This is a genomic window from Kordia sp., assembly GCF_050633145.1.
Classification (GTDB): domain Bacteria; phylum Bacteroidota; class Bacteroidia; order Flavobacteriales; family Flavobacteriaceae; genus Kordia.
On the sequence record NZ_JBOEFY010000040.1, the window covers coordinates 110,878 to 134,232 of the forward strand.

Consider the following 23,355-nt stretch of genomic DNA (forward strand, 5'->3'; position numbering starts at 1 on the left):
ACAATAAGTGGTTTATGTTGCGTTAGTAATAAAGAATAAACAATTTAACAATGAAGAACATGAAAAAGATTGTATGTCTATTAATGGTAACTTTTATGTTTCAAACAGTTGCCAATGCACAAAAATCTCCGTTTAAAGATGGAGAAAAATTGCAATTTACTGCATCATACAAAATGTCGGGATTTTTAACAGATATTGCGCAAGTGACTATGGAAACTTCCGAAGTAAAAACATCATCAAATACATTATTTCATTTTAAATGTCGCGCTAGTACATTTAGAAAGTATGATTTTTTCTTTAAGATTCGCGATGTATATGAATCGTATGTAAATAAATTTTCATTATTGCCTGCTTTGTATAAAAGAGATATTCATGAAGGTAGTTATAAGAAGAAAATGAAATACGTATACAATCAGAAGAAAAAAATCATTAAAAGTGAGCAAAAAAAGCGAAGAGGCGATGGTACTGATTGGGTTGTCAATAAAAGCTTTAGTTTCAGTAATGGTGCTATGGATGTAATTTCAACCTTATACAACGTTCGTAATTTGCCTATTGAAAATGCTGCTGTTGGCGATTCTAAAAAATTTATAATTATTTTTGATAAAGAAGAAACACCAATTACGCTTAAATATGCAGGAAAAGAAATGGTTGATGCTGGCGCTTTAGGACAAAAACAATGTTATAAATTACAAATTGTAACAAATGGAGATTACTTAAAGGCTGCAACCTTATGGATGACTGCTGATGCGAATAAAGTTCCTGTAAAAGCTGAATTTACCATTCCAATTGGAAGCGGAATGCTACAATTAACAAAAGCTTCTGGACTTGCAAACTAAACACATTAAAACCAAAAATATAAATACCATGAGAACCTTTTGTATCATCTTAGGAAGTATTGCCGCAGTATTGGGATTTTTACTTTCGTTCTTTGTAGACAGTTTTGCTTATATTCCTGTTATTTTAGGACTCGTTTTTGGCTTCATTGCCTTGTATGTTTCCAAAAGAAGTGGATTGCGAGAAAGTGTTCCTAAACTAATCATTGCTTTGTCTTTTCTGGCAGCAGCCATTACAACAATGAATTTGTTTAGAGAAAATGAAGTTGCTGACGATGTAAAACAAGCTTACGAAAAGAATAAAGAAGAAGAGAAAAAAGATATCGAAGATATCGAAAAAGAGCTCGAAGGAAATTAGAATAATTACAAGAACTATATAAAAGTCTATCTAAATCAAACAGATAGGCTTTTTTTATGTCTAAAAAGTGAGCGTTTTCAATTATTTTAAGAAATCTATAACAAAATAAAAAGTTGATTTCTATACCTTTGGGCTTCCTTAATACCAATTTATGAAATGAGCCAAAAAATTACATCCTACCAACGTTGTTTTTGGCGAATTCCATCAAAAAATAATAACTTAAAAATTCATACATGAAAAAATTACTATCACTTGCACTTTTAGCTGCTGTAGGATGTGGTACAAATCAAAAAACTGCTGATAAAAAAGCGGAAAGAAATTTAGATCCAGTTCCTTATGGAAATACCATTACAGAAGCCGAGTTAAAAACACATTTGTATACGTATGCTTCTGATGAATTTGAAGGTAGAGATACTGGAGAGCCCGGACAAAAGAAAGCTGTAGCCTATTTAAGAGATGAATATAAAGAATTAGAAATTCCTGCGGCACAAAAAGATGGAAACTACTTCCAAAATGTACCATTGCAAAAAGGAAGCAACTTAAATGCTGATATAACAGTTAATGGTACAGCATATAAGTTTGAAGATGATTTTTTAGCCTTTAACGCACAAGAAAATGGAACAACTAAGGTTTCTGAAGTTGTGTATTTAGGATATGGAATTGATGATGAAAAGTATTCTGACTACAAAAACCAAAATGTAGAAGGTAAAATTGTCCTATTTAAAATGGGCGAACCTATGAGTAAAGATGGAACGTATCTTATCTCTGGAACAGAAGAAAAATCAAAATGGGGAGGTGCTAGACAAGGTGCTGCTGCAAAAATTATGGCAGCCAAAGAGCGTAAAGCCAAAGGTGTTTTATTTTATGTAGATGAAATGTACCCACGTTATAAAATGCAGTTAGGTTTCATGAAAAAGAATAGTAGAGTTTCTTTAAAAGGTGAAAAGAGTCCTTTCTTCTATTATGTAATTAATGAAAAACTAGCAACAGCATTACATGCAAATATTGCAACAGATGCAACTCCATCAACTTTAAAGTTAGATGCAACGATAGTTAACAAAGACAAGGCAAACGATATAAATTCTGAAAATGTTGTTTCAATTATTAGAGGAAGCGAAAAGCCAAATGAATACATTGTAATTTCTGCACATTTAGATCATGAAGGTGTAAAAAATGGCGAAATATATAATGGTGCCGATGATGATGGTTCGGGAACGGTTGCTATTTTAGAAATTGCCGAAGCATTTAGACAAGCGCAAAAAGAAGGAAATGGTCCAAAACGTTCGGTTGTATTTTTACATGTTACTGGAGAAGAAAAAGGATTATTAGGTTCTAGCTATTATACAGACAATCCAATATTTCCATTAGAAGATACTGTTTGCGATTTAAATATTGACATGATTGGTCGTATTGATCCTAAACGTACAGAAGGCGATCGTAATTATATATATTTAATTGGTTCAGACAAGTTAAGTACTGAATTACATAATGTTTCTGAAGAAGTAAACAAAAAATATACAAACGTAGAGTTAGATTATACGTATAACGATGAAAACGATCCAAATCGTTACTACTATCGTTCAGATCATTACAACTTTGCAAAAAATGATGTACCAGTAATCTTCTATTTTAACGGTACACATGACGATTACCACAAACCATCGGATACGCCAGATAAGATCAACTATGATTTATTAACAAATCGTACAAAACTGGTATTCTATACGGCTTGGGAATTGGCAAACAGAGACCAACGAATTACTGTAGATAAGCCTACAAAAACAAAATAAAAACAATACCGTTTATAGCAAAGAAGCTGTTTGGAAAATTGAATTTTCCAAACAGCTTCTTTCTTTTTCTAAGAGTCTAACAATTAGCAATCAAACCAATTTGTTGGACAAATAGCAGGTGTTAACTCACAAACTTTTCCTTCGTTTGTTGGTGCTACAGTAGACTGTCCCGTAGTTGGTTGTGCACCACCAGAGACGCTTTCATTAAGCGATACAATGTTTTCTTTACGAATAGCTAATGTTTTGAAATTTCTTTTTTTCATAATGTTTAGGTTTTAAGTAATTCATAAAATGATAGATGTAAAACACGTAGTGTACACTATCGTGATAATTACGTAAGCATTCTGTAAACTGCATATTTCATATCTAAGAATAAGGTTTTAGTTTTGTATTATGTATAAAAAAGAATTTAAAAAGCAGGAGATGTATGCTTTTATTGTTTCTTGTCTTTCTAGTAAGTATAAGCCTTACACTTATTGCAAAAGACATAATATGAATTATGGAGTTTATAGATATTGGTTAGCAAAATATAAGCTGGATCAGTCTATTACTATCTCAAAAGAGAAAGATTCTTTAGCTAAAAAGTCCAATTTTATTCCTTTAGAGGTTATTTCAGAATCTTCAATTTCTTCCTCAATGGAGATTCAATATCCCAATGGGGTTTTTCTTCGTTTGAATTCAGCTATCTCTACAAATGAATTACGAAATTTAATAAATATACTTTCATGTTCGGATTAGGAGTTTCCCATCGTTTTGAATTATATAGTAAGCCAACAGACATGCGTAAAAGTTTTGATGGTCTATGCGGCTAGATTAGCCAAGAGTTAGCGAGTTCCCCTGTAAATGGTACTGTTTATATTTTCATAAACAGATCTGGTAATAAAGTAAAGTTATTACAATGGCAAAACGGAGGCTTTGTATTGTATTACAAACGCTTAGAATCTGGTCGTTTTGATCTTCCTGTGTATGATGCTAATGTACAAAGTCTGGGATTGAGTTATTCACAATTAGTATTGTTAATAGATGGCATAGCTATTACTCATATAGATCGCAAAAAGCGATATGAATTAGCGATATAATGCGCCATAAATATTGTTAATTAGCAGATAAATACTTATTTTTAAGTATGATCAATAATCAAAGAGTCTTCTACAGAATATCTTTATGTGAAACGTTCAGAATATGAACAGTTAAAGCGAGAGTTGGCAGAATTAAAACGACTTATTTTTGGTAGTAAAAGCGAACGATTTGTTCCTAACACAGATGCGCTTCAATTAGGGCTATTTGTACAAGAAGCTTCTGAGCAGAAAGAAGTAGCACAACAGCAGATTAGTTACAATAGATCAAAAACAAAAAAACATCCTGTTCGTTTACCATTAGCTTCACATTTACCAAGAATTGAAGAAATAATAGAACCAGAAGATATTGTAAAAGGCAGTATTAAAATAGGTGAAGAAATTACAGAACTACTGGAATATTCGCCATCAAGAGTTTATGTGCGTAAAATTATACGTCCCAAATATGCATTACCAAACCAAGCAGGAATTACTATTGCTGAACTTCCAAGTTTGATTTTACCTAAATCTAATATTGGAGCTGGATTACTAGCGCATATTTGTGTTAGTAAATTTGTGGATCATCTCCCTTTTTATCGTCAAATACAAATTTTAAAACGAGAAGGTGTTGTGGTAGCAAGCTCATCAATGTCAGGCTGGTTTTCTAAAGGAGTAACACAATTGGTTGCTTTATATGAAGTACTGCAAAAATTGGTACTGCAAAGCCAGTACCTACAGGCAGATGAAAGTCCGATTAAAGTTCAGGATAATCATAAAGTTGGAAGTCTGCACACAGGATATCATTGGGTATTTCATGCACCAGTAGAAGGCTTAGTATTATTTAAGTACTATCCTAGTAGGGCGGCTAAAGTTCCAAAAGAATTTTTACAAGAATTTAGTGGAACATTGCAAACAGATGGATATAAAGCCTACCAAAATTTAAACACTAAGCATCCCATAAAATTCTTGGCTTGTATGGTACATGCCAGACGCTATTTTGAAAAAGCACTTGATAATGATAGATCAAGAGCTAGCTATGTTATGGGAGAAATCCAAAAACTATATGCTATAGAGAGAAAAATAAAAGAGCGTTCTCTAAAGGTGCAGACCATAAAACGTTATAGAGAATTATATGCAAAACCTATTTTAGAGAAGCTTCATATTTGGCTGCAAGAGCAGTACCCTAAAGTATTACCTAAAAGTGCCATTGGAAAGACTTTTACCTATAGCCTTAACTTGTGGGATAAACTTAGCAGTTACATGCAAAATGGAAAGTATCTGATTGATAACAACCTAATAGAAAATACAATTAGACCTCTCACCCTGGGTCGGAAAAATTACCTATTCGCTGGCAATCACAAAGCAGCACAAAATGCAGCTATGATGTATTCTTTCTTTGCAACCTGTAAAATTAATGATGTAAATCCGTATGAGTGGTTGCATGATGTTTTTAAAAGACTTCCAGAATATAAAGCCAATAAACTACACGAATTACTGCCACAAAACTGGAAGAAACAACAGCCTTCTTAAGTGTTAAAAAAACACTATTTTCACAGTAAAATCTTCTAAGGATTAAGAATATCTTAAAATCAAGCGTCTATCCAAGAACCAAAACACTCAGATCACTAATTGCCAGTGCAATATGATTCCCCATAATCCCTTTTATGTAAAATACAACTTCAAATCCTAGAAGGGTAATACCGAAAGCTTACTTTCTGCTTAATACTTTTTTTCTTTTTTTATATTAGTCTTCCTCTTTTTTCCCCTCTTGTTCTATATCTTTTTCTGTAAAGCCAATGTATTCTCCTTTAGATGTTATAATACCCCAAGATTTTCCGTATTGAACGCCCAAAATAAATTCATCATATTTTTCAACATCGTCAAATTTAGGTTGTATAATAATTTCACCTGTTTTGTTAATACAACCATATTTACCATTTTGCTTTATTATTGCAAATTCGGTTTCGTTAAAACCATATACGGAATCAAATTGAGGTTGAACAATAACTTCTCCTTTCTGATTGATATAACCATATTTACCGTCTTGTCTAATTTTTGCAAATTCAGCTTCTCCAAATCCAGAAGCTGAATCAAATTGAGGCTTAACAATAATTTCTCCTTTATTGTTAATATAACCATATTTTCTACCTTGTCTAATTATTGCTAATTCAGATTCATCAAAGCTACCGACATAACCAAATTGAGGTTGAACAATAATTTCTCCTTTCTGATTGATATAGCCAAATTTGTCATCTTGCTGAATTAATGCTAATTCAGATTTTTCAAAACTTTCAGCATAATCAAATTGAGGTTGAACAATAATTTCTCCTTTCTGATTGATAAAGCCATATTTATCATCTTGCGTTATCATTGCTAATTCAGATTCTCCAAAACTTTCAGCCTCATCAAATTGAGGTTGAATAACGATCTCTCCTTTTCTATTTATAAAGCCATATTTACCATCTTGCGTTATCATTGCTAATTCAGATTCTCCAAAACTTTCAGCCTTATCAAATTGAGGTTGAATAACGATCTTTCCTTTTCTATTTATAAAGCCATATTTGCCATCTTGCGTTATCATTGCTAATTCAGATTCTTCAAAACTTTCAACATAATCAAATTGAGGTTGAATGACGATCTCTCCTTTTTTATTTATAAAGCCATATTTGCCATCTTTCCTTATTAATGCTAATTCAGAAATCCAAATTACAGTAGCATCATCAAATTGGGGTTGAATAACGATCTCTCCTTTTTTATTAATATAGCCACATTTACCATTTCTTGTTATCATTGCAAATTCAGATTCTCCAAATCCAGAAGCTGAATCTAATTCAGGTTGAATAATAATCTCCCCTTTTGTATTAATGTAACCGTATTTTCCGTTTTGGTATACACCTGTTAATTCAAATTTGCCAAAACGACCAGCTTTTTCATATTGGGGCTCTATAATGATTTCTCCTTTTTTATTTATAAAGCCATATTTGCCATCTTTCTTTATTAATGCTAATTCGGATTCTCCAAAATTATATGCATAATCAAATTGAGGTTGAACAACAATTTGTCCTTTAGGATTCATATATCCCCATTTTCCAGATTTTTTATAAGGGTATATGTTATTCTCAGAAACGAAATACGTAAGTAATAGTATACTTAAAGATATTATAATGCTATAAATTTTCATTTTAAATAATTTTAACTAAATTAATAAAAGCTATACTGAATAACTCAAGTTCAGCAACACTTTTTGAATTGAATAAACTGTTTTATTACAAAAAAAATAATCAAAAATTCTTTCTTTGTAATCTATTCATAAGGGAATAATTTTAAAATTCATTACCCAAAAAACATATATTTATTTAGAAACTCAATGATTTTGTTCCTCTTTATTACAAATCAATAAACAGTGCGAATGAAGGATTTTATTTGTACACCATTGGGATACACAATATCAAAAGTATGTGCCGCTACTTTTTCGGCTGTAATCTGTACAGGAATGAAATTTGATGATCCAGATTTGTTTGGTTCACGGTTTTTCTCAGCTCTATATTTACGTAGCCAATATTTATAAGTGTAATATTTTATGCCATGAAACTTAGCATATTCTTTTAAAGTCATTCCACTACTGGAAAACCCCTCTATCAGTGGATACATCTGAGTCTTAGTTCTACAATTTTTCTTCATGATCCAAAACTAAAACACAATCCTGAATCTCACAATACGGGTTTTACGGAGTGCTTACATAATTACAATTAAAAGTGTAGAATTATATATTTTGTTACCCTAATCATAATAAAAGAAACATTGTTGCCTTTTGTAGTAAACCCAGATTAATAAACGTAGTTTTCAGAAACCTTAATTAGCTCATGATCAAGATTGTAATAAAACCTCACAACATGATTGGTTTCTAACTGAATAAAAGTAAATTCAATTTTTGACGACTTGTATTTGTAGTTAAATAACAAAACACCTTTATAGTCTGAATACGGTCTTTTAAAAGTATATTTAATATCTGCTGGTGAAAATTGCAATGTTTTTTCGCAAAAATTATCTGATGAAAATGTCATTTTTTTAAACTTTTCAACTTTACTATAAATTGAAATTTCGTTGGCAATCTTATCACAAATACGGAACTTCTCTGCAAAGACTTCAGAAAAGATTGTTTTCATAAATAATTTTTCTTCTTCGCTAAGTGAAGATGCATCTTTACAGGCAATACATAAAATGAATAGCCCGATAAATATTTTTTTCATACGTTAAAAACTGATCAAGTAAAATTGCGTGTTTTATAAAGATACGTAATTGTTCGCTCACAAAAATAACCATTAACATATACTTTTATATCTCAATACTAAAACCCTTACCTATTATGAGTTTAGATGTAAAAATTACAAACAAAAGTGCAACTCCTTCAAGTGATGTACATTGGATTTGCTTCGGTTTAGATAGTAACCCAGCAACAAGTTCACCAGATTGGTGTTATGTTGATGTGGATGGCAGTGGAAATGCTTCCTTAAAAAAGTTTACGAAAGGACAAGACTGTTCTAAATTATTTAAAACTGTAGATGCATTGAGTTCGTTTAAAGACTTACCAAAAATGTGGTCTGGACAGTTTTTATTCTCTTTCAATCAATTGCCAAATGTGTTCAATATTGTAAAGGGGGGACAAAATGGTTTAGGTGTACAAACGCCACCATTTACACCTGGAACAGCAGATGCTGATACAATATTTGTTGTTGTTGAATTTACAAATATAGGTTCTGAATTGTATGCCGATTGTACCATTGTAGATTATTTCTGTGCACCAGTTTCTATAGAAGTTATTGGAGATACTACTAAAACAAACGGAATTATGAAATCGACAAGTACACGCGATTCAGTCTTTACCGAAATTGCAGCACTTGGAAAACCTTGGAGCGATTTGGTTATGAAAGACGGATCTGGAAATAATATTCGTGTATTAGGGCCACAACACGCTGTACAAACTACAAATCCAAACTTACTTTCTCCAAATATTTATGATGCCTATATAAGTGCATGTTGGAAAAACTTTACAACCAATACACTTACGGTAAACTGTCCAACTTTTGGAACGTATACAGGTACAGTAAATACGAGTAGTGAATTTGTGTTTTCTCAAAAAGGAAAAGCAGACGTAACTATTCAAAAGCCTGCAAAAGGTGATGCGTATGATATTTTTGGCTGCGTAGGAACTTTAAATGCACCAAATAATACACCTTTAGGGGAAATTGCAGCCATTTTAGGAGCTTCTTTAAACAGAACAACATTAAGTACAAGTGCCAACGATACACAGCCAAACTGCGATATTTCTGAATTCTATAAAGTGCAAGACGGAGTAACCAATGAATATGCAAAAGTAGTACATGACAACTACAAATCAGGAATTTACGCGTTCCCATTTGATGATGTATGCAGTACAAACAATCCATTAATTCAAATTACAGGCGCAACAAACTTTAATATTACCTTATCAGATTGGAGTTAACTCCTGCCTACCATATTATTTACAATTTTAAAAGCGAACTGAGAAGTTCGCTTTTATTTTTATGTCTAAATTGATCTGAAAATGAGGTGTTTCTACGCTATTTTAAATACCTGATTACTCGTAAATTTGAATCTATTCATTTAAAAAAACTTTCAATTATGGCAACAAATTTAAAAGCAACCATGACAATTCCTAAAAATGGAAAAAATATATGGACAGAAATGATGCAAGATCCATCAAAATTCAAAATTCCTGAAGGAGTAACTGAAGGTGAATTTATGGCAGCTTCGTATGCAAGATTTTCTGATGGTGTTTCTGTATTTGGCGGCATTGCTGTTGGAACTGTAGATTATAATTACCCTATGTTTAATGTATTTGATAAAGAGTATAATCGAATTGGAGGATGGCCAATTGATCCGAGTGATTGGGAAGATTTTCAAGTAAATTCTGTTGAATTTGCATTGAATGATGAAGAAGATCCAATGTATACATTAGAAATTGTAGAAGCTAGCTAAGTTTCTTAAAATAACTTGTCCTAAAAACCATTACAGTTTTTAGGACAAGTCCTGATATATAATTCACTAACTAATTCTTTAATCTCTTTACTGAATCATTACTTTTTTAACGAGCGTTTCTTTATTGGTCGTAAATACGAAAAAGTACAATCCTTTTTGTAAACTTCCTTTACTATCAAAATCAACGGTTTTTCCATTTAGTATCGATTGATTATTGACACGCTTCACTTCTACTCCATTCATATTTAAAATTTGTAAGTTGACATCCGTTTTATAAGGTACATCGACTTTAATTTTCATGATTCCATTATTTGGATTTGGATAAATGTCTGCTCTTCCAACTAATAATCCTGAAGATCCTATTCCTCTGTGATAACAAGCGTCATCTGATACTTCAGATAGACTTCCATCTTCACACACAGCAGTAACACGCCATACAAAAATTTTATCTCGTAAGTTCTCTGGCAATTCAAGACTATTTGTTTGTGTCATAATAGGTACTATTGAAATTTCAGCTTGATATTCACAACCATAATAAAAGTAAGGCGGAGAACTTACAATGTAATAAGAAGCATTTGGTAAGGCGTCCCAATGCAGTGTATATCCAATAACATGCGGATTGGTCACAGGCGTAACCGAACAACAATCTTCAGTAATAACCATAATCCTTTTTTCATATGTTTCACCACAACTATCAGTTCCTATAATATCAATATATCCTTCTGTGATTTCTGAGTAATAATCAACACAGAACAATCCGTTTTCTAATATTGAAATATTATTGGTGAAATTATAAGTTACATTTTCTAGATTTGTAACTTTCAAATTAAAACAGACTTCATCACAAGGATCTATATACGTTGATTCATATGTAAAATCAACACCATTAATAGAAACTTCTACAATATTTTCAAAACAACCATCACATAATGTTAAACAATTTGCAGCAGCTACTTTATCACGCAACAATTGTCCTGGTTGCGGACCAAAACCATTGGTAAGTGGATACACTCCCCAACCTCTTGAACCATAATAACTCATAATGGTTGGTGTTACATCATACTTTCCAGGCTCTTCAAAACACGGTATATTTTGCGGAGGAATGTCATTATGAGAAAGACCTCCATAATCATCAATTTGCGTATTATCGCCATTCCAAACACAATTATGTGTATGTTTAGAACCTATGTTATGTGCAATTTCATGCGCCACTACTTGTACTTGATGCGAAAACACAGGATATTCTTCAAATGAAGGGTATAATTCTGACGCTGAATACGCATCTGATGTACATAATTTATCTACCCTTGCTGCTCCTCTTGCTGAAAGCGTCATATCATTAGTTCGATAAGATACTAATTGTGCTATATTTCCATTGAAAGAAGTTCGGTAGCTTCTAAAATCAGAAAGTGCAGAAAACGGTCCGTTATCTGAATATGGATCTTGAGTATCCCATATAAATAGTTCAGATATTTCAATAAACATCTGTTCGTTTTGATAAATCGTAGCGACTTCATTAAACAATGCAAGTACATATTCCTCTACTTCTGCAATATCACTATTAAAATGCTTATAAATTTCATAATCTGTTTCTAAATAAATTTTTAGGCAGGTTTGCATATTTTTTGCTTGTGTTCCTTGCAGAATTTTCTTTTCATTCTGCTGCTTTACATCTTCACGCAACTCATCTGATTCACAAATAAAAGTATGTGGTTGTATATTTTCATCATTAAAAACAATGTGACTATTTTTCCCTTTAAGTTTTCCGATATTATAATTTCCCCATTTGCTAGTTGAAATGATTCCTGAAATTTCATTTTGAAAGAAACTCATCGCCACAACATTCTCGTCATCTAATCCGCGAATTACACCGCGATAATGCTTAGCACTTCTATTTGCTGCTCTTGCTTTTTTAGTACTTGTGGTAATTACATAATTATAAAAAGTATCAGGAACTTCAACAAGGTCAACAACTACAATTTTATTTTTCTCCAACGGAACTGTGAGTGAAATATGTGCTGCTTTTGTTGTAGAAATTTCCTTTTGAAAAACAGCTGAATTATAGTCAAATAGGATAACTTTTGAAGGATCAAGGATTTTATCCAATTTTAGATTTCTATCTTTTACTTGAATAATTTCTTTTACTTCTTTAAACGTTTTTCCTGCGATTTTAGCATCTTTCACTTCTTCCGAAACTGTACGAATCTGCGCTAAACTTACTTGAAACAACAATCCAAAAAAGAGTATACAAAGTAATTGAGACCGTTTCATAAATAGCATTTTAGTGTATAATATTTTCATGAGTTTAATAATTTGTAATCAATAAGCTTCATTGCGTATTGTTGTTTTAACAAAACAAGGTTTTAATTGATTGTCAGTCAATTAAAGCCTGCTACAATTCCATGAATTATCGGAAAGTTTATACCTAATTTTACGATTTGAGTGAATATTTCTATTGAAATTAAGTTAGAACAAACAAAACGCAACCTTTGTATATTTTTTTCATCTATTACATGAATTGCACTAGCTGTTTGTAAGGTTATCATAACTATTCTACATTTTTTCCCTATGTTTACAATATGTCAAAAACTTTCCTCTGTACTTTTTTATTAATTGCTCTTTTTGGTTGTCAAAGAGAACTCAATACTTCAAATATCATTCAAGAAGTCATTTCTTTACAAGAGAAAGCACAAGGCGCAAACTTAGACTCTACACTATATTATCTTCAAAAAGCAGACAAACTAATTCAAGAACATTCTTTTATTTCTGATTCGCTTCAAGCGGAAAATAAATTGGCTATAGGATTGTATTATCGAGCGCAAAATGAAATAGATACGGCTGCTGCTTATTTTTATAAAACGACCAAAATACCACAAGATGCTACGATAAACTCAAGACAATTTTACTATTATTTTGTTGCTTTTGAAACCTTTAAAAACCTTGAAAAGTACGGTGATTGTAAAGCGTTGGCTGATGCGTTCAAGGAAAAAATCAATTTCGAAAAAGATCCGTTGAATGCGGGTTATTATTATTTCTTTTTGGAAGAAATTTACAAAGGCACTTTCGAATTTAAAAAAGCACTCAACGCAAATGAAAAACGTATTGAAATCATTGAGAAAAATCCTGAATTAAAACTTACCAATCACCAAGAATTGCTAAATCGCTATCGCATTTTATACAATCTAGATCGTGAAGATGAAGGTGTTAAAATCCTTGATGGTTTAATTCTGAAAGATTCCCTCTTAACAAATGATTTAAAGCGACAAGTATACTCAACACGAGGTATTTATGACTTCTATCAAAACGATTTTAAAAGTGCTATCAAGAACTATAAAAAATCGCTCGAAAATGTAAAACTCTTGACTATTTTTGATAAGAATGAACTGTTAGCGAATAGTTATTCCAACCTCGCAGAAGTTTATATCATTGAGAAAGATTTTGACAAAGCACGTAAATATTTAGATTCTGCCAAAGGACAAAGCTTTGAACAATTACCAACCAATTATCAACGAAATATTTTAAAATATGAACTTCGATTGGCAAACGAACAACAAAAATCAACTGAGATTGTTGAAGCTGAATTGGATCGTTTGTTAGACAATCAAAACAAAACCTATCGAAAAAAGTACGAATCTGAATTACTCGCTTTAAAAGAAGCTGCTGCAAAAGAGGAATTACTTTTTCAGCAACAACGAAATACCGAATTGAAAAATATTCGTTTGAGAAACGGTTTATTCCTGCTTTTTGGTGTGTTATTTTTAATTGTTTTCGGTGGAATTCTATATTATCGCAATAAAAAATTACGTTTTGAACGTCGAAATCTACAAATGCAGCAACGATTGCTTCGCAGTCAAATGAATCCGCATTTTACTTCAAATGTCCTCTACTCTATTCAAAACACGATCAAACAGAACAAGGAAGAAGCGAAAAAACATTTGTTGAAATTTTCTAGATTGTTGCGTTTAATTTTAGAAAATTCTACCCAAAATTACATTCAATTTGACAAAGAAATAGATGCGCTCAAAAAATACATGGACTTTCAATTGCTGCGTTTTCCTGAAAAATTTCAATATGAATTTCACTATAAAAACATGGATGAAGACGAGTTGATTTTTATTCCGCCAATGTTGCTGCAACCTTTTATAGAAAATAGTATTGAACATGGTTTTTCAGATATTGATCACAAAGGTTTCATCACGCTAAGTTTTACTAAAAAAGAAACTTATATTTTATGTAAAATTAGCGATAACGGTAAAGGTTTAACAAACAATAACAACACGTTTAAAAACGTTACTTCTATTAAATTGATTCGTGATTTTTTAAAAAAAGCAACCAAAAAAGAAGTTTCAATCGAAACAAATACTGCCTATAAAACAGGAGTTTTAATTACTTTAGCAATCCCTTATAAACTTTCCGATGAAAATTAAAACACTTATAATTGACGACGAAATTAGTATTCGTACTGACTTGGAAGAAATGCTTCAAGAGCATTTTAGTGAAACTATTTTAGTTGTAGGTGAAGCGTCAAACGTTACGGAAGGAATTGCACAGATCAAAGATTGTAAACCAGATTTAGTGCTACTCGACATTGACTTAGGCAACGGCACAGGATTCGATATCTTATCAGCAATTGACCATAAAAATTTCAACGTAATTTTCATTACTGGTTTTAATGATAATGCCATCAAAGCCATTAAAGTTGGTGCATTAGATTATATTTTAAAACCTGTGGACGAAGACGAATTTATAGAAGCTATTGACAAAGCAATTGCATTAAAAAGTGAAGAAAATAACCTGGACAAACTCATAGAAGTTTCTCAAGATTTTTTTGAAGGTGTCAAAGAAAAAAGAGTCATTCTAAAAACCTCCGATGCTGTATATGCGGTTTATGAAAAAAACATTCTATACTGTCGTTCCGATGGAAACTACACTACTTTCTACGTACAAGATTCTGAAAAAATAATGATTTCCAAACCCTTAAAGAAGGTCGAAGAACTGTTGTCTCCCGAATTATTTATACGTTGTCATCATTCCTATATTGTAAATAAAAAACATGCAGTGAAGTACGATAAAAGTGGCGTACTCATTGTACAACCAGATATCAAAGTTCCTGTTTCGAATCGTAGAAAACTCTACACACTCGAAAAAATATTTAGCTAGCACAATACGAGTATGAAGTGACTAACTACAGTTATACAGTCACTCATAACACTTATCACAACAGTTCCTTTTTGTGATAAAATAACGTTATTTTAGATAAAATTCATCCCTTAAAATATTGCATTATGAAAAAAATAGCATCCATGTTATTGTTACTCATTTTCGTGTTTTCTTGTCAAAAAGAAAGTATCCAAAACGAAGAAGAATTAGCAACAGAACAAATTAACACAGAAATCACTCCTAAAGATTTTAGCGCATCAAATGATAATTATAGTCCACGAGAAATTATGGAAATTAATTTACGTTGGACAGCCTATATTGCTGGAAGTGTATTGCGAAATAGTCCAGAAGCACAAAATCAAGTAGCAATTTTGCTACAAAATGGAAACACAGTGATCCACTTAGCTGCGCTATTAGAAAATGATACTGCATTCGCGAATAAATTTCGTGAATTCGCCAGTTTATATTTTATTTTGGGAAATCCGAATCATGATAAAACAAGACCAAATCCGCCACCGCAAGGAAATCCTATAAACCTTACAAATATATTTATCGATTATATTTTGAATGAAAATTGTATTGAATTGTACTTTCCAAAATCAATGGATTACACAGGAGCATATAACATTACTACAACAGGACATCCAATGAATGCTATAGACGATTTCAATGATGGAATTATTCGTTATTACAGTCCGATAATGGTGAATGTAAATGGTTCGCTATTATATTCTACCACGCACGAAGTAACTGTGAATGATGCGTACGTTCAAAACAATGACAATATTATTATTGCACGTCCGTATAGAAGTGTACATAATGTAATTGGTGGTCCAGATTGTTTTTATCTACAATACGATGATATAGAAAGATTTACAGATTTTTTAGATTATTAATTCAACCAAAAAAAAATTGCATTATGAAAAAAGTAACAATCTCTTTATTGCTACTTCTATTTGTGTTTTATTGTCAAAAAGAAGATGTGCGAAATGAAGAAGAAACAGCGACAGATATCATGTTAAAAAGTTTGACGACTACTGCGCCAAGTACTAGTTATACAGAACGAGAAATCATGGAAATTAATTTACGATGGACAGCCTATATTACAGGTTATGTATTGCGGCATGATACAGCTGCACGACATCAAGTAGCAGCATTATTGCAAAACGGAAATCGTGTGATAAAATTAAGTGATGTTTTGGTTGAGAATACAGCTTTTGATGATGGCTTCAAAAACTATCTCATAGCAAATTTTTCTGGAGGAAATCAAACATCGCCTGAACCGCCAAAAGGAAGACCAAATCCGCCACCGCCAGGAATATATGATGGCGATTCATTTCCAAGTGATACAGGTACAAACCCTGTAGATCATTTTATCAACTATATTCTTACTGATAATTGTATTGAATTATACTTTCCTAAATCAATGGTTTTCTCGGCTCAGTTTACTATTACATCTACTGGACATTCCATGACAGACAAAAATTTCAATGATGGTGCTATTCGTTACTACGACGAACAATTTATTGATGGTGAATACACTATAACTGACAATGTTATTATGAACGATACATACATTCTAAACAATGACAACATTATCATTGCGCGTCCGTACAGAAATTCACTTGGACCAAGAAGAAACAATTGTAACTATTCTCAATATGATGACATTACCGATTTCACAGACTTCTTAGATTATTAATCTAACTTCACATTTACATATTCCGAAGCCGTTTATAGCAATTATAAGCGGCTTTTTTAATGCTTTTTTTGTATTAATATCGAGTATGAATTAAATAGATACACTTATACATTTACTATTGTTTTCATGAGTTTCTATGCGCATCTTTACCATGTAAGACAGTAAAAAATACTGTTGAAATCACATTTTAAAATTTAACTTTAAACTATAATTATTATGAAAAAACAGAATTTAAACGGAAAATTGAATTTGAAGAAAGACTTAGTATCAAATCTTGATAAAAGTAATGTTTATGGTGGAGGAAAAGCAAATACTGGATTAGTTTGTTCTAACCACTGCACATATGATTGTTCATTTTTAGGAGGATGCGGTACAACTGGACCAGCGCCATTTACAGTGCATATACAATCAGATTGTGCTTGTCAATAATGCACTTTTAATAAAGTTTTTAAAAACCACCAATTTCTTGGTGGTTTTTTTGTTTTCAAATACTCCGAGACACAGTAGATTTGATGTATTTTTTCCTAATTTCGTACACTAGACGATTTGATTTTTTAAATATTACTATGTTTCGACAAGAAGAAGACATATTCAACATACTTTTAGGTGCTGTTTCCGAAGGTGTTATCATCGTAAATGAACAGCAACAAATTGTAGAAGCCAATGCTGCAGCTGCAAAAATGTTTGGGTATTCGCGTGATGAACTTATTAAGGAATCACTCGACATTTTGATTCCTCAAAAATATCATGCAGGACACGGAGCGCATTTTAATGGTTTTATGAAACAACGTGAAACTCGTCAAATGGGACATGGACGCGATTTACACGGTGCACATAAAAATGGAACTACATTTCCAGTAGAAGCTGGATTGAATCCGTTTACGATCAAAGATGAAAATTATGTCATGGCGTTGGTTATTGATATTACAATACGAAAACAACAAGAAGCTAAGATTCAAGAATTATATACCGATTTAGAACAAAAAGTAATTCAACGCACGCAAGAATTAAGTGAAACTATTGCCAAATTAGAAGCGGAAAATAAACTTCGAATTCAGGCAGAAAAAGATGCAAAAACTGCTTTAAAAAGAGAACAAGAACTCAATGAGCTGAAAACGAAATTTTTATCGTTGGTCTCTCACGAATTTAAAACGCCATTGAGTAGCATTTTGACTTCTTCTATGTTGTTAGGAAAATATAAATTATCTGAACAACAAGCCAAACGCGACAGACATATTAAAATTATTTCTGATAAAGTTCACTACTTAAATAATATTTTGAATGATTTCTTATCCGTTGAAAAACTGGAAAAAGGAAAAGTAAATTATAAGCTAAGTACCTTCAAAGTAAGCAAGGTTATCAATGAAGTCGTGTATAATGCAAACATGCTTTTAAAAGATGGACAACAAATCAACTATCCGGAAGATATAGATGGATTTTCGCTTTATCAAGATGAAAAAATCATGGAATTAGCATTGTCAAATGTAGTCAATAATGCCATTAAATACTCTTCTGAAAATACCATCATCGACATTAGCATCACACAAAACGATACAACAACAACTGTTAAGATAAAAGATAACGGAATTGGTATTCCTGAAAAAGAGCAAAAAAATATATTTAATCGTTATTTTAGAGCTGAAAACGCATTGTTAGTTCAAGGAACCGGTATCGGATTAAACATTGTAAAAGATCATTTAGAGAATTTAAAAGGAAGTATTTCTTTTGAAAGTATAGAAAACGAAGGAACAACCTTTACACTTAAAATACCGAATAAAGCAAACGTATGAAAAAAGTATTGTTAATTGAAGATGACACTATCTTACGAGAAAATACCGCTGAGTTATTAGAACTTGCTGGCTATGACGTTATAACTGCTCCAAATGGTAGAATTGGTGTAGAAACTGCATTGCAAAACCCAATCGATATAATTGTGTGCGATATTATGATGCCCGAATTGGACGGTTATGGTGTGTTGGAAACTTTGTCTAAAAATGATATTACAAAGTATATTCCTTTTATCTTTTTATCAGCTAAAACGGAACGTCAAGATGTTCGAAAAGGAATGGATTTGGGCGCAGACGATTATATTACCAAACCTTTTGAAGAAGAAGAGTTAATTAGTGCAATGGAAAGTCGTATTGCAAAAGCTGCGATTTTAAAAGATGAACGTGAAAACTATGCACACAAAGAAGAAGATCAATTACGTGATTTAAATGATTTGAAGAACTTTTTTGATGATAATGGCTCTATTTTTAATTTTCCAAAAAATGAAGTTATCTACGAAGAAGGACATAGCTCTAACTATATTTATCTAATTATTAAAGGTGTTGTAAAATGTCATAAGTTTGACGAACAAGGAAAGGAACTTACAACGGCACTGCACAAAGATGATGACTTGTTTGGCTATACTTCATTTACACAAAATATGCCTTATCAAGAAACTGCAACGGCTATAAAAGACACGGAAGTTGTGGGACTTTCTAAAAGTGAATTGATAGCTGTGCTAGATAAAAATCATAAGGTTACTTTAGAACTGATTCAATTGTTGACAGATAATATTTCGGGTATTAAAGATCAGTTATTGCAAATGGCATACAGTTCGGTACATCGAAAAACGGCAATTACTATTTTAAAATTTGCCAAAAAACTCAATCGCAACCCTGAAGATCCGATCAAAATTTCACGAAACGATTTGGCAAGTGTTGCCGGAATTGCCACAGAAACCTTGATTAGAACGCTTTCTCGCTTTAAGAAAGAAGGTATTATTGAAATTGAAGGTAGAAATATTAGAATTGTAGATTATCAGCAATTGCAGGAGATGTACTAAATAACCTCCGTTTTTTAGCAAACATGAGCAATATCATTTTTTAAAAAATTGCAACTGTATAGATTTGTTCGTAAATGTCAATCATACAGATGAAAAACATATTATTACCAACAGACTTCTCAGAAAACTCGTGGAATGCGATTGCATACGCGCTGCAGTTTTTGGAAAATACTAGTTGTAATTTTTATGCGTTGCATGTTCCTAATAAAAACTCCAAAACTGATATAAAAAAGAAGTTTCAAGAGCTTTACTCACGAATTTCCTCTACGTTTTCTAAAAATTCAAATCACCGTTTTTATACACTCATTCCTCAAAATTCATTTATTCAAGCTGTACGCGAACAAGTAGAAGATAAAAAGATTGACCTTATTATTATGGGTGCCAAAGGTGTTTCAAGTGAACACTCGGATGTTGTTGGGCATTACGCCGAAAATGTTATCACGAAAGTGAAATGTAAATTATTAATCGTTCCCGAAAATGCACATTATAAAATGTTTGACGAAGTAGCTTTTCCAACCGATTTTACCTTAGCTACAGATATTCAAATCTTAGCGCCTATTACTACGTTTTTAGATAAAAAATCAAGTTCGCTTCGTATTTTATATATTAATAAAGTTACCAATCACCTCAATCAGCATCAACAAGAAAACAAAGCACTTTTAGAAGATTTTTTAGAGGAACGCGAATATAGTTTTCACTTTTTATCGAATACAAATATAGAAGCTGCTGTAGATGCTTTTGCCGAGCGAAAAGATATTGATTTGATGATTATGTATGCTAAGAATCTTAATTATTTTAAGCAAATTTTATTTCACTCTAATGTAGATCATATTAGCTACCATACTAGAATTCCTTTTTTGATATTACATGAGTAATTTATATTTATTAAACGCTCTGTAGCTGATATATATCATAGTTTTTTGACTTTTTGAACTGTACTTTTAAGTAACAATTTTAAATATGTACAGCGATGAAAAAAATACTATTACCCACCGACTTTTCAGAAAATTCTGTGAATGCTATTCGTTATGCGGTTCAATTATATAAAGACCAAAAATGTAATTTCATCTTACTCAATACGTACACACCTGTTGTATATCATGTAGAATATATGAGTGTAGGTGCTGCGCAGTTTGGATTGCTTGATGCTATAAAAGAACATTCGCAAACTGGTCTGAAAAACATCCAAGAAAAAATAGAAACTGAGTTTCAGAATCCGAATCATATTTTTTCTCGAATTTCAGCTTTTAATATGTTGATTACTGAAATTGAGCAATTGTATTCCGAAAACACAATGGACATGATTGTGATGGGAACACAAGGTGCTTCTGGACTAAAAGAAGTGTTGTTTGGTTCGAATACAATTCATGTCCTAAAAAACGCGAAATGTCCATTGTTGGCTGTTCCTAATAATTTTACTTATGAAGCTCCAAAAGAATTATTATTCCCTTCCGACTACGGTATTGATTTTACAGAACAACATCTGGAAGAAGTGAAAAATATTGCAACATTATATACCTCACGTATAAATGTTTTACATGTTGCTACAGCAGATGAGTTAACAGCCAAACAAGAAGTTAACAAACAGAAATTAGCAACATATCTGGATGATACAGCACATGCTTTTCATACAGTTCATCATCATGACATTGGAAGTGCTATTGCGGAGTTTCAATCGGAATCGCGTATCAATTTCTTGGCAATGATTAACAATAAACATTCGTTTTTTGAAAACCTGTTTTTTGGTTCAAAAGTGAAACAAATTGGACTTCATTTACATACTCCATTTTTGATAATTCCAGCGAAAGCCTAAGTATACATATAACAATTTATTTTAAACTAACTATCAAATAACAATACCATGACAAATATACTTTTACCAACCGATTTTTCAGCAAATGCTTTAAGTGCTATTAATTATATTTTAAAGCTTTACCAACATGAAGCTTGTACATTTTACTTATTAAATTCTGCGAATGTAAAAACGTCTCGAATCTCTAGTTTTTCCAATAAACTTTTGGCTACAATGCTTGATAACGCGAAAGCAGATGTTTTAAAGTTAAAAGAACAATTAGAAAGTACAAATACAAATAGTAATCATCATTTTGAAATAATTGTAAGCTTAAAAAGCTTAGATGACGCTATTGAAATTTGTGTACAAAAGTATGCTATTGATTTGGTGGCGATGGGAACAAAAGGTGCTACTGGCGCAAAAGAAATTTTGTTTGGAAGTAATACAACCAAGATTTTTAAGAAAGTAAAAAACTGTCCTATTTTGGCAATTCCAAATGATTATGAATTTACAACACCAGAGCAGATTGCTTTCCCGAGTGATTTTAATAGATATTGCGATGCAAAAGAGCTGCATTATTTGAAAAAATTAGCAGACTTATACGATTCTAAAATTAGAATAATTCATATCAATGAAAAAGAACTCTTGAACGAAAATCAAGAGAATAACTTAACTACTTTAAAAGAATATTTACGAAATCATAAACATAGTTTTCATTTAATTCCTAGTTATGCGAGTAAAGAAACTAGTATTCATGACTTCATTGAAGAACTAGGAATTGATATGCTTGCTATGGTAAACTATTCGCACAGTTTTATTGATAGTATTTTACGAGAACCTGTAATTAAGAAGATTGCTTTTCACTTAAAAGTTCCTTTTTTAGTTATTCCTGAGTAAGCTGACAAATGTCATAGTAATTCACCGTTTATCACTGTACTTTTAATACATAATCAAAAAAAAATCACCATGAAACGTAAAATATTAGTACCTACCGATTTTTCTAAAAATGCTTGGTTTGCCTTAAAATATGCAACACGATTATATGTTGATGACGAATGTGATTTTTATCTTTTAAATGTGTTTTCTGCTAGTAAAAACCTGACAACAAGTTTATTTACCATGGTAGAAGGAAGTGAAGCATATGAAAGCGTAAAAGACGCTTCGGAGAAAGAGTTGAACAAAATTGTTGACCTTTTAAAAGTAAGTGAAGAAGATAATGTAAAACATACGTATCATATCATTTCTTCATTTAATGATGTTGTAGAAGCCATTAAAGATATTGTAGAGAAAAAAGATATCGAAATTGTTGTGATGGGAACAAAAGGAGAAACCAATAATCACAAAGCCGTATACGGAAGTACTGCAATTAAAACAATGGAGAAAGTTAGAAATTGTCCTGTGTTGGCAGTTCCTGAAAATGCTCCGCATACACTTCCTAAAGAAATTGTATTTCCAACAGATTATACCTCAAGTTTTAAGAGAAGAGAGCTGCAATACTTAACCGATATCGCTAAAAAATGCAATGCAACTATTGCCGTTTTACATATTTCTGATAAAGAATTAAACAAACAGCAAAAAGAACAACAAAAGTTGTTAGAAGAAATTTTTCAAGAAAACAACTATTCATTTCACTATTTGCCATTGCATTCTATCAATGATGCTGTTGAAATTTTTGTTGAAAGCAGAGATAGTGATATGGTAGCATTCATTAATAAGAAACACTCCTTTTTTGATAGCATTTTCACAAATCCGTTGGTAAAAGAAGTTACTTTTTATAAAGTCCCAGTATTAGTGTTGCATGATTTAAAAAACTAAAA

At 31.8% G+C, this 23,355-nt stretch carries 24 protein-coding genes; 19 read left to right on the plus strand and 5 right to left on the minus strand.

Features of this window, described 5'->3' with window-relative positions; genetic code table 11:
• Positions 1 to 59: 59 nt before the first annotated feature.
• From ACRBBL_RS18485 to ACRBBL_RS18495, 3 genes are all read left to right on the plus strand, one after another.
• Complete coding sequence (locus ACRBBL_RS18485; protein ID WP_431370564.1) at positions 60 to 836, plus strand: DUF3108 domain-containing protein; 777 nt, start codon at positions 60 to 62, stop codon at positions 834 to 836.
• 28 nt (positions 837 to 864) lie between these two features.
• Positions 865 to 1,191 carry a hypothetical protein gene (locus ACRBBL_RS18490; RefSeq protein ID WP_431370565.1) on the plus strand — a complete coding sequence of 109 codons (327 nt, stop codon included), beginning with the start codon at positions 865 to 867 and terminating at the stop codon, positions 1,189 to 1,191.
• A 233-nt stretch (positions 1,192 to 1,424) separates the two neighbouring features.
• Entirely contained in the window at positions 1,425 to 2,981 is a 1,557-nt protein-coding gene (locus tag ACRBBL_RS18495; protein WP_431370566.1) for a M28 family peptidase, read from the plus strand.
• A gap of 83 nt (positions 2,982 to 3,064) precedes the next feature.
• Here the strand turns inward: ACRBBL_RS18495 and ACRBBL_RS18500 are convergent, their stop codons facing one another.
• Positions 3,065 to 3,244: a hypothetical protein gene (locus ACRBBL_RS18500; protein WP_431370567.1), complete on the minus strand. Its 180-nt coding sequence runs from the start codon at positions 3,242 to 3,244 to the stop codon at positions 3,065 to 3,067.
• Between the two features lie 130 nt (positions 3,245 to 3,374).
• Here ACRBBL_RS18500 and tnpA (ACRBBL_RS18505) point away from each other — a divergent pair, with 130 nt between their 5' ends.
• The 3 genes from tnpA (ACRBBL_RS18505) (at position 3,375) to tnpC (ending at position 5,566) form a co-directional block, all read left to right on the plus strand.
• Positions 3,375 to 3,719: an IS66 family insertion sequence element accessory protein TnpA gene (tnpA, locus tag ACRBBL_RS18505; protein ID WP_431370568.1), complete on the plus strand. Its 345-nt coding sequence runs from the start codon at positions 3,375 to 3,377 to the stop codon at positions 3,717 to 3,719.
• 74 nt (positions 3,720 to 3,793) lie between these two features.
• The gene (gene tnpB / locus ACRBBL_RS18510; protein WP_431370663.1) at positions 3,794 to 4,060 is read left to right on the plus strand and encodes an IS66 family insertion sequence element accessory protein TnpB; all 267 of its coding nucleotides are present in this window, start codon (positions 3,794 to 3,796) and stop codon (positions 4,058 to 4,060) included.
• An 87-nt stretch (positions 4,061 to 4,147) separates the two neighbouring features.
• Positions 4,148 to 5,566, plus strand: a complete 1,419-nt coding sequence (gene tnpC, locus ACRBBL_RS18515; RefSeq protein WP_431370569.1) for an IS66 family transposase — start codon at positions 4,148 to 4,150, stop codon at positions 5,564 to 5,566.
• 214 nt (positions 5,567 to 5,780) lie between these two features.
• On the opposite strand, the gene ACRBBL_RS18520 is transcribed toward tnpC, so the two are convergent.
• From ACRBBL_RS18520 to ACRBBL_RS18530, 3 genes are all read right to left on the minus strand, one after another.
• Positions 5,781 to 7,217, minus strand: coding sequence for a WG repeat-containing protein (locus tag ACRBBL_RS18520; protein WP_431370570.1), 1,437 nt, complete (start codon positions 7,215 to 7,217; stop codon positions 5,781 to 5,783).
• Between the two features lie 212 nt (positions 7,218 to 7,429).
• Positions 7,430 to 7,687, minus strand: coding sequence for an IS66 family insertion sequence element accessory protein TnpA (gene tnpA, locus ACRBBL_RS18525; protein ID WP_431370571.1), 258 nt, complete (start codon positions 7,685 to 7,687; stop codon positions 7,430 to 7,432).
• Positions 7,688 to 7,863: 176 nt separating this feature from the next.
• On the minus strand, positions 7,864 to 8,286 hold the full coding sequence (locus ACRBBL_RS18530; RefSeq protein ID WP_431370572.1) for a hypothetical protein: 423 nt from the start codon (positions 8,284 to 8,286) through the stop codon (positions 7,864 to 7,866).
• A 116-nt stretch (positions 8,287 to 8,402) separates the two neighbouring features.
• Between ACRBBL_RS18530 and ACRBBL_RS18535 the strand changes: the two genes are divergently transcribed.
• Both ACRBBL_RS18535 and ACRBBL_RS18540 read left to right on the plus strand, forming a co-directional pair.
• Entirely contained in the window at positions 8,403 to 9,539 is a 1,137-nt protein-coding gene (locus ACRBBL_RS18535) for a beta-1,3-glucanase family protein (protein WP_431370573.1), read from the plus strand.
• 158 nt (positions 9,540 to 9,697) lie between these two features.
• Positions 9,698 to 10,054 carry a hypothetical protein gene (locus tag ACRBBL_RS18540; RefSeq protein ID WP_431370574.1) on the plus strand — a complete coding sequence of 119 codons (357 nt, stop codon included), beginning with the start codon at positions 9,698 to 9,700 and terminating at the stop codon, positions 10,052 to 10,054.
• 87 nt (positions 10,055 to 10,141) lie between these two features.
• Here ACRBBL_RS18540 and ACRBBL_RS18545 read toward each other — a convergent pair whose 3' ends face one another.
• A complete protein-coding gene (locus tag ACRBBL_RS18545) occupies positions 10,142 to 12,355 on the minus strand; it encodes a zinc-dependent metalloprotease (protein ID WP_431370575.1) in 2,214 nt (737 codons plus the stop codon).
• A gap of 278 nt (positions 12,356 to 12,633) precedes the next feature.
• Between ACRBBL_RS18545 and ACRBBL_RS18550 the strand changes: the two genes are divergently transcribed.
• The 11 genes from ACRBBL_RS18550 (at position 12,634) to ACRBBL_RS18600 (ending at position 23,353) form a co-directional block, all read left to right on the plus strand.
• The gene (locus tag ACRBBL_RS18550) at positions 12,634 to 14,481 is read left to right on the plus strand and encodes a histidine kinase (protein WP_431370576.1); all 1,848 of its coding nucleotides are present in this window, start codon (positions 12,634 to 12,636) and stop codon (positions 14,479 to 14,481) included.
• Positions 14,471 to 15,214 (plus strand): LytR/AlgR family response regulator transcription factor, encoded by a 744-nt coding sequence (locus tag ACRBBL_RS18555; protein WP_431370577.1) that lies wholly within the window; start codon positions 14,471 to 14,473, stop codon positions 15,212 to 15,214. The genes ACRBBL_RS18550 and ACRBBL_RS18555 overlap by 11 nt, the downstream gene beginning before the upstream one ends.
• A 125-nt stretch (positions 15,215 to 15,339) precedes the next feature.
• The gene (locus tag ACRBBL_RS18560) at positions 15,340 to 16,110 is read left to right on the plus strand and encodes a hypothetical protein (RefSeq protein WP_431370578.1); all 771 of its coding nucleotides are present in this window, start codon (positions 15,340 to 15,342) and stop codon (positions 16,108 to 16,110) included.
• A gap of 23 nt (positions 16,111 to 16,133) precedes the next feature.
• On the plus strand, positions 16,134 to 16,916 hold the full coding sequence (locus ACRBBL_RS18565; RefSeq protein ID WP_431370579.1) for a hypothetical protein: 783 nt from the start codon (positions 16,134 to 16,136) through the stop codon (positions 16,914 to 16,916).
• Positions 16,917 to 17,132: 216 nt separating this feature from the next.
• Positions 17,133 to 17,345 (plus strand): class I lanthipeptide, encoded by a 213-nt coding sequence (locus ACRBBL_RS18570; RefSeq protein ID WP_431370580.1) that lies wholly within the window; start codon positions 17,133 to 17,135, stop codon positions 17,343 to 17,345.
• A 137-nt stretch (positions 17,346 to 17,482) separates the two neighbouring features.
• Entirely contained in the window at positions 17,483 to 18,706 is a 1,224-nt protein-coding gene (locus ACRBBL_RS18575) for a PAS domain-containing sensor histidine kinase (protein WP_431370581.1), read from the plus strand.
• A complete protein-coding gene (locus ACRBBL_RS18580) occupies positions 18,703 to 19,746 on the plus strand; it encodes a response regulator (protein ID WP_431370582.1) in 1,044 nt (347 codons plus the stop codon). Before ACRBBL_RS18575 ends, ACRBBL_RS18580 begins: the two co-directional genes overlap by 4 nt.
• An 89-nt stretch (positions 19,747 to 19,835) precedes the next feature.
• Positions 19,836 to 20,621, plus strand: a complete 786-nt coding sequence (locus tag ACRBBL_RS18585) for a universal stress protein (RefSeq protein WP_431370583.1) — start codon at positions 19,836 to 19,838, stop codon at positions 20,619 to 20,621.
• A gap of 95 nt (positions 20,622 to 20,716) precedes the next feature.
• The gene (locus tag ACRBBL_RS18590; protein ID WP_431370584.1) at positions 20,717 to 21,559 is read left to right on the plus strand and encodes a universal stress protein; all 843 of its coding nucleotides are present in this window, start codon (positions 20,717 to 20,719) and stop codon (positions 21,557 to 21,559) included.
• Between the two features lie 48 nt (positions 21,560 to 21,607).
• On the plus strand, positions 21,608 to 22,435 hold the full coding sequence (locus tag ACRBBL_RS18595) for a universal stress protein (RefSeq protein WP_431370585.1): 828 nt from the start codon (positions 21,608 to 21,610) through the stop codon (positions 22,433 to 22,435).
• Between the two features lie 69 nt (positions 22,436 to 22,504).
• Complete coding sequence (locus tag ACRBBL_RS18600; RefSeq protein WP_431370586.1) at positions 22,505 to 23,353, plus strand: universal stress protein; 849 nt, start codon at positions 22,505 to 22,507, stop codon at positions 23,351 to 23,353.
• The last annotated feature ends 2 nt before the right edge of the window (positions 23,354 to 23,355 follow it).

Coding starts and splice junctions, on each gene's coding strand:
- ACRBBL_RS18485 (WP_431370564.1), top strand. CDS start 60: ATGAAAAAGATTGTATGTCTATTAATGGTAACTTTTATGTTTCAAACA.
- ACRBBL_RS18490 (WP_431370565.1), top strand. CDS start 865: ATGAGAACCTTTTGTATCATCTTAGGAAGTATTGCCGCAGTATTGGGA.
- ACRBBL_RS18495 (WP_431370566.1), top strand. CDS start 1,425: ATGAAAAAATTACTATCACTTGCACTTTTAGCTGCTGTAGGATGTGGT.
- ACRBBL_RS18500 (WP_431370567.1), bottom strand. CDS start 3,244: ATGAAAAAAAGAAATTTCAAAACATTAGCTATTCGTAAAGAAAACATT.
- tnpA (WP_431370568.1), top strand. CDS start 3,375: ATGTATAAAAAAGAATTTAAAAAGCAGGAGATGTATGCTTTTATTGTT.
- ACRBBL_RS18520 (WP_431370570.1), bottom strand. CDS start 7,217: ATGAAAATTTATAGCATTATAATATCTTTAAGTATACTATTACTTACG.
- tnpA (WP_431370571.1), bottom strand. CDS start 7,687: ATGTATCCACTGATAGAGGGGTTTTCCAGTAGTGGAATGACTTTAAAA.
- ACRBBL_RS18530 (WP_431370572.1), bottom strand. CDS start 8,286: ATGAAAAAAATATTTATCGGGCTATTCATTTTATGTATTGCCTGTAAA.
- ACRBBL_RS18535 (WP_431370573.1), top strand. CDS start 8,403: ATGAGTTTAGATGTAAAAATTACAAACAAAAGTGCAACTCCTTCAAGT.
- ACRBBL_RS18540 (WP_431370574.1), top strand. CDS start 9,698: ATGGCAACAAATTTAAAAGCAACCATGACAATTCCTAAAAATGGAAAA.
- ACRBBL_RS18545 (WP_431370575.1), bottom strand. CDS start 12,355: ATGAAAATATTATACACTAAAATGCTATTTATGAAACGGTCTCAATTA.
- ACRBBL_RS18550 (WP_431370576.1), top strand. CDS start 12,634: ATGTCAAAAACTTTCCTCTGTACTTTTTTATTAATTGCTCTTTTTGGT.
- ACRBBL_RS18555 (WP_431370577.1), top strand. CDS start 14,471: ATGAAAATTAAAACACTTATAATTGACGACGAAATTAGTATTCGTACT.
- ACRBBL_RS18560 (WP_431370578.1), top strand. CDS start 15,340: ATGAAAAAAATAGCATCCATGTTATTGTTACTCATTTTCGTGTTTTCT.
- ACRBBL_RS18565 (WP_431370579.1), top strand. CDS start 16,134: ATGAAAAAAGTAACAATCTCTTTATTGCTACTTCTATTTGTGTTTTAT.
- ACRBBL_RS18570 (WP_431370580.1), top strand. CDS start 17,133: ATGAAAAAACAGAATTTAAACGGAAAATTGAATTTGAAGAAAGACTTA.
- ACRBBL_RS18575 (WP_431370581.1), top strand. CDS start 17,483: ATGTTTCGACAAGAAGAAGACATATTCAACATACTTTTAGGTGCTGTT.
- ACRBBL_RS18580 (WP_431370582.1), top strand. CDS start 18,703: ATGAAAAAAGTATTGTTAATTGAAGATGACACTATCTTACGAGAAAAT.
- ACRBBL_RS18585 (WP_431370583.1), top strand. CDS start 19,836: ATGAAAAACATATTATTACCAACAGACTTCTCAGAAAACTCGTGGAAT.
- ACRBBL_RS18590 (WP_431370584.1), top strand. CDS start 20,717: ATGAAAAAAATACTATTACCCACCGACTTTTCAGAAAATTCTGTGAAT.
- ACRBBL_RS18595 (WP_431370585.1), top strand. CDS start 21,608: ATGACAAATATACTTTTACCAACCGATTTTTCAGCAAATGCTTTAAGT.
- ACRBBL_RS18600 (WP_431370586.1), top strand. CDS start 22,505: ATGAAACGTAAAATATTAGTACCTACCGATTTTTCTAAAAATGCTTGG.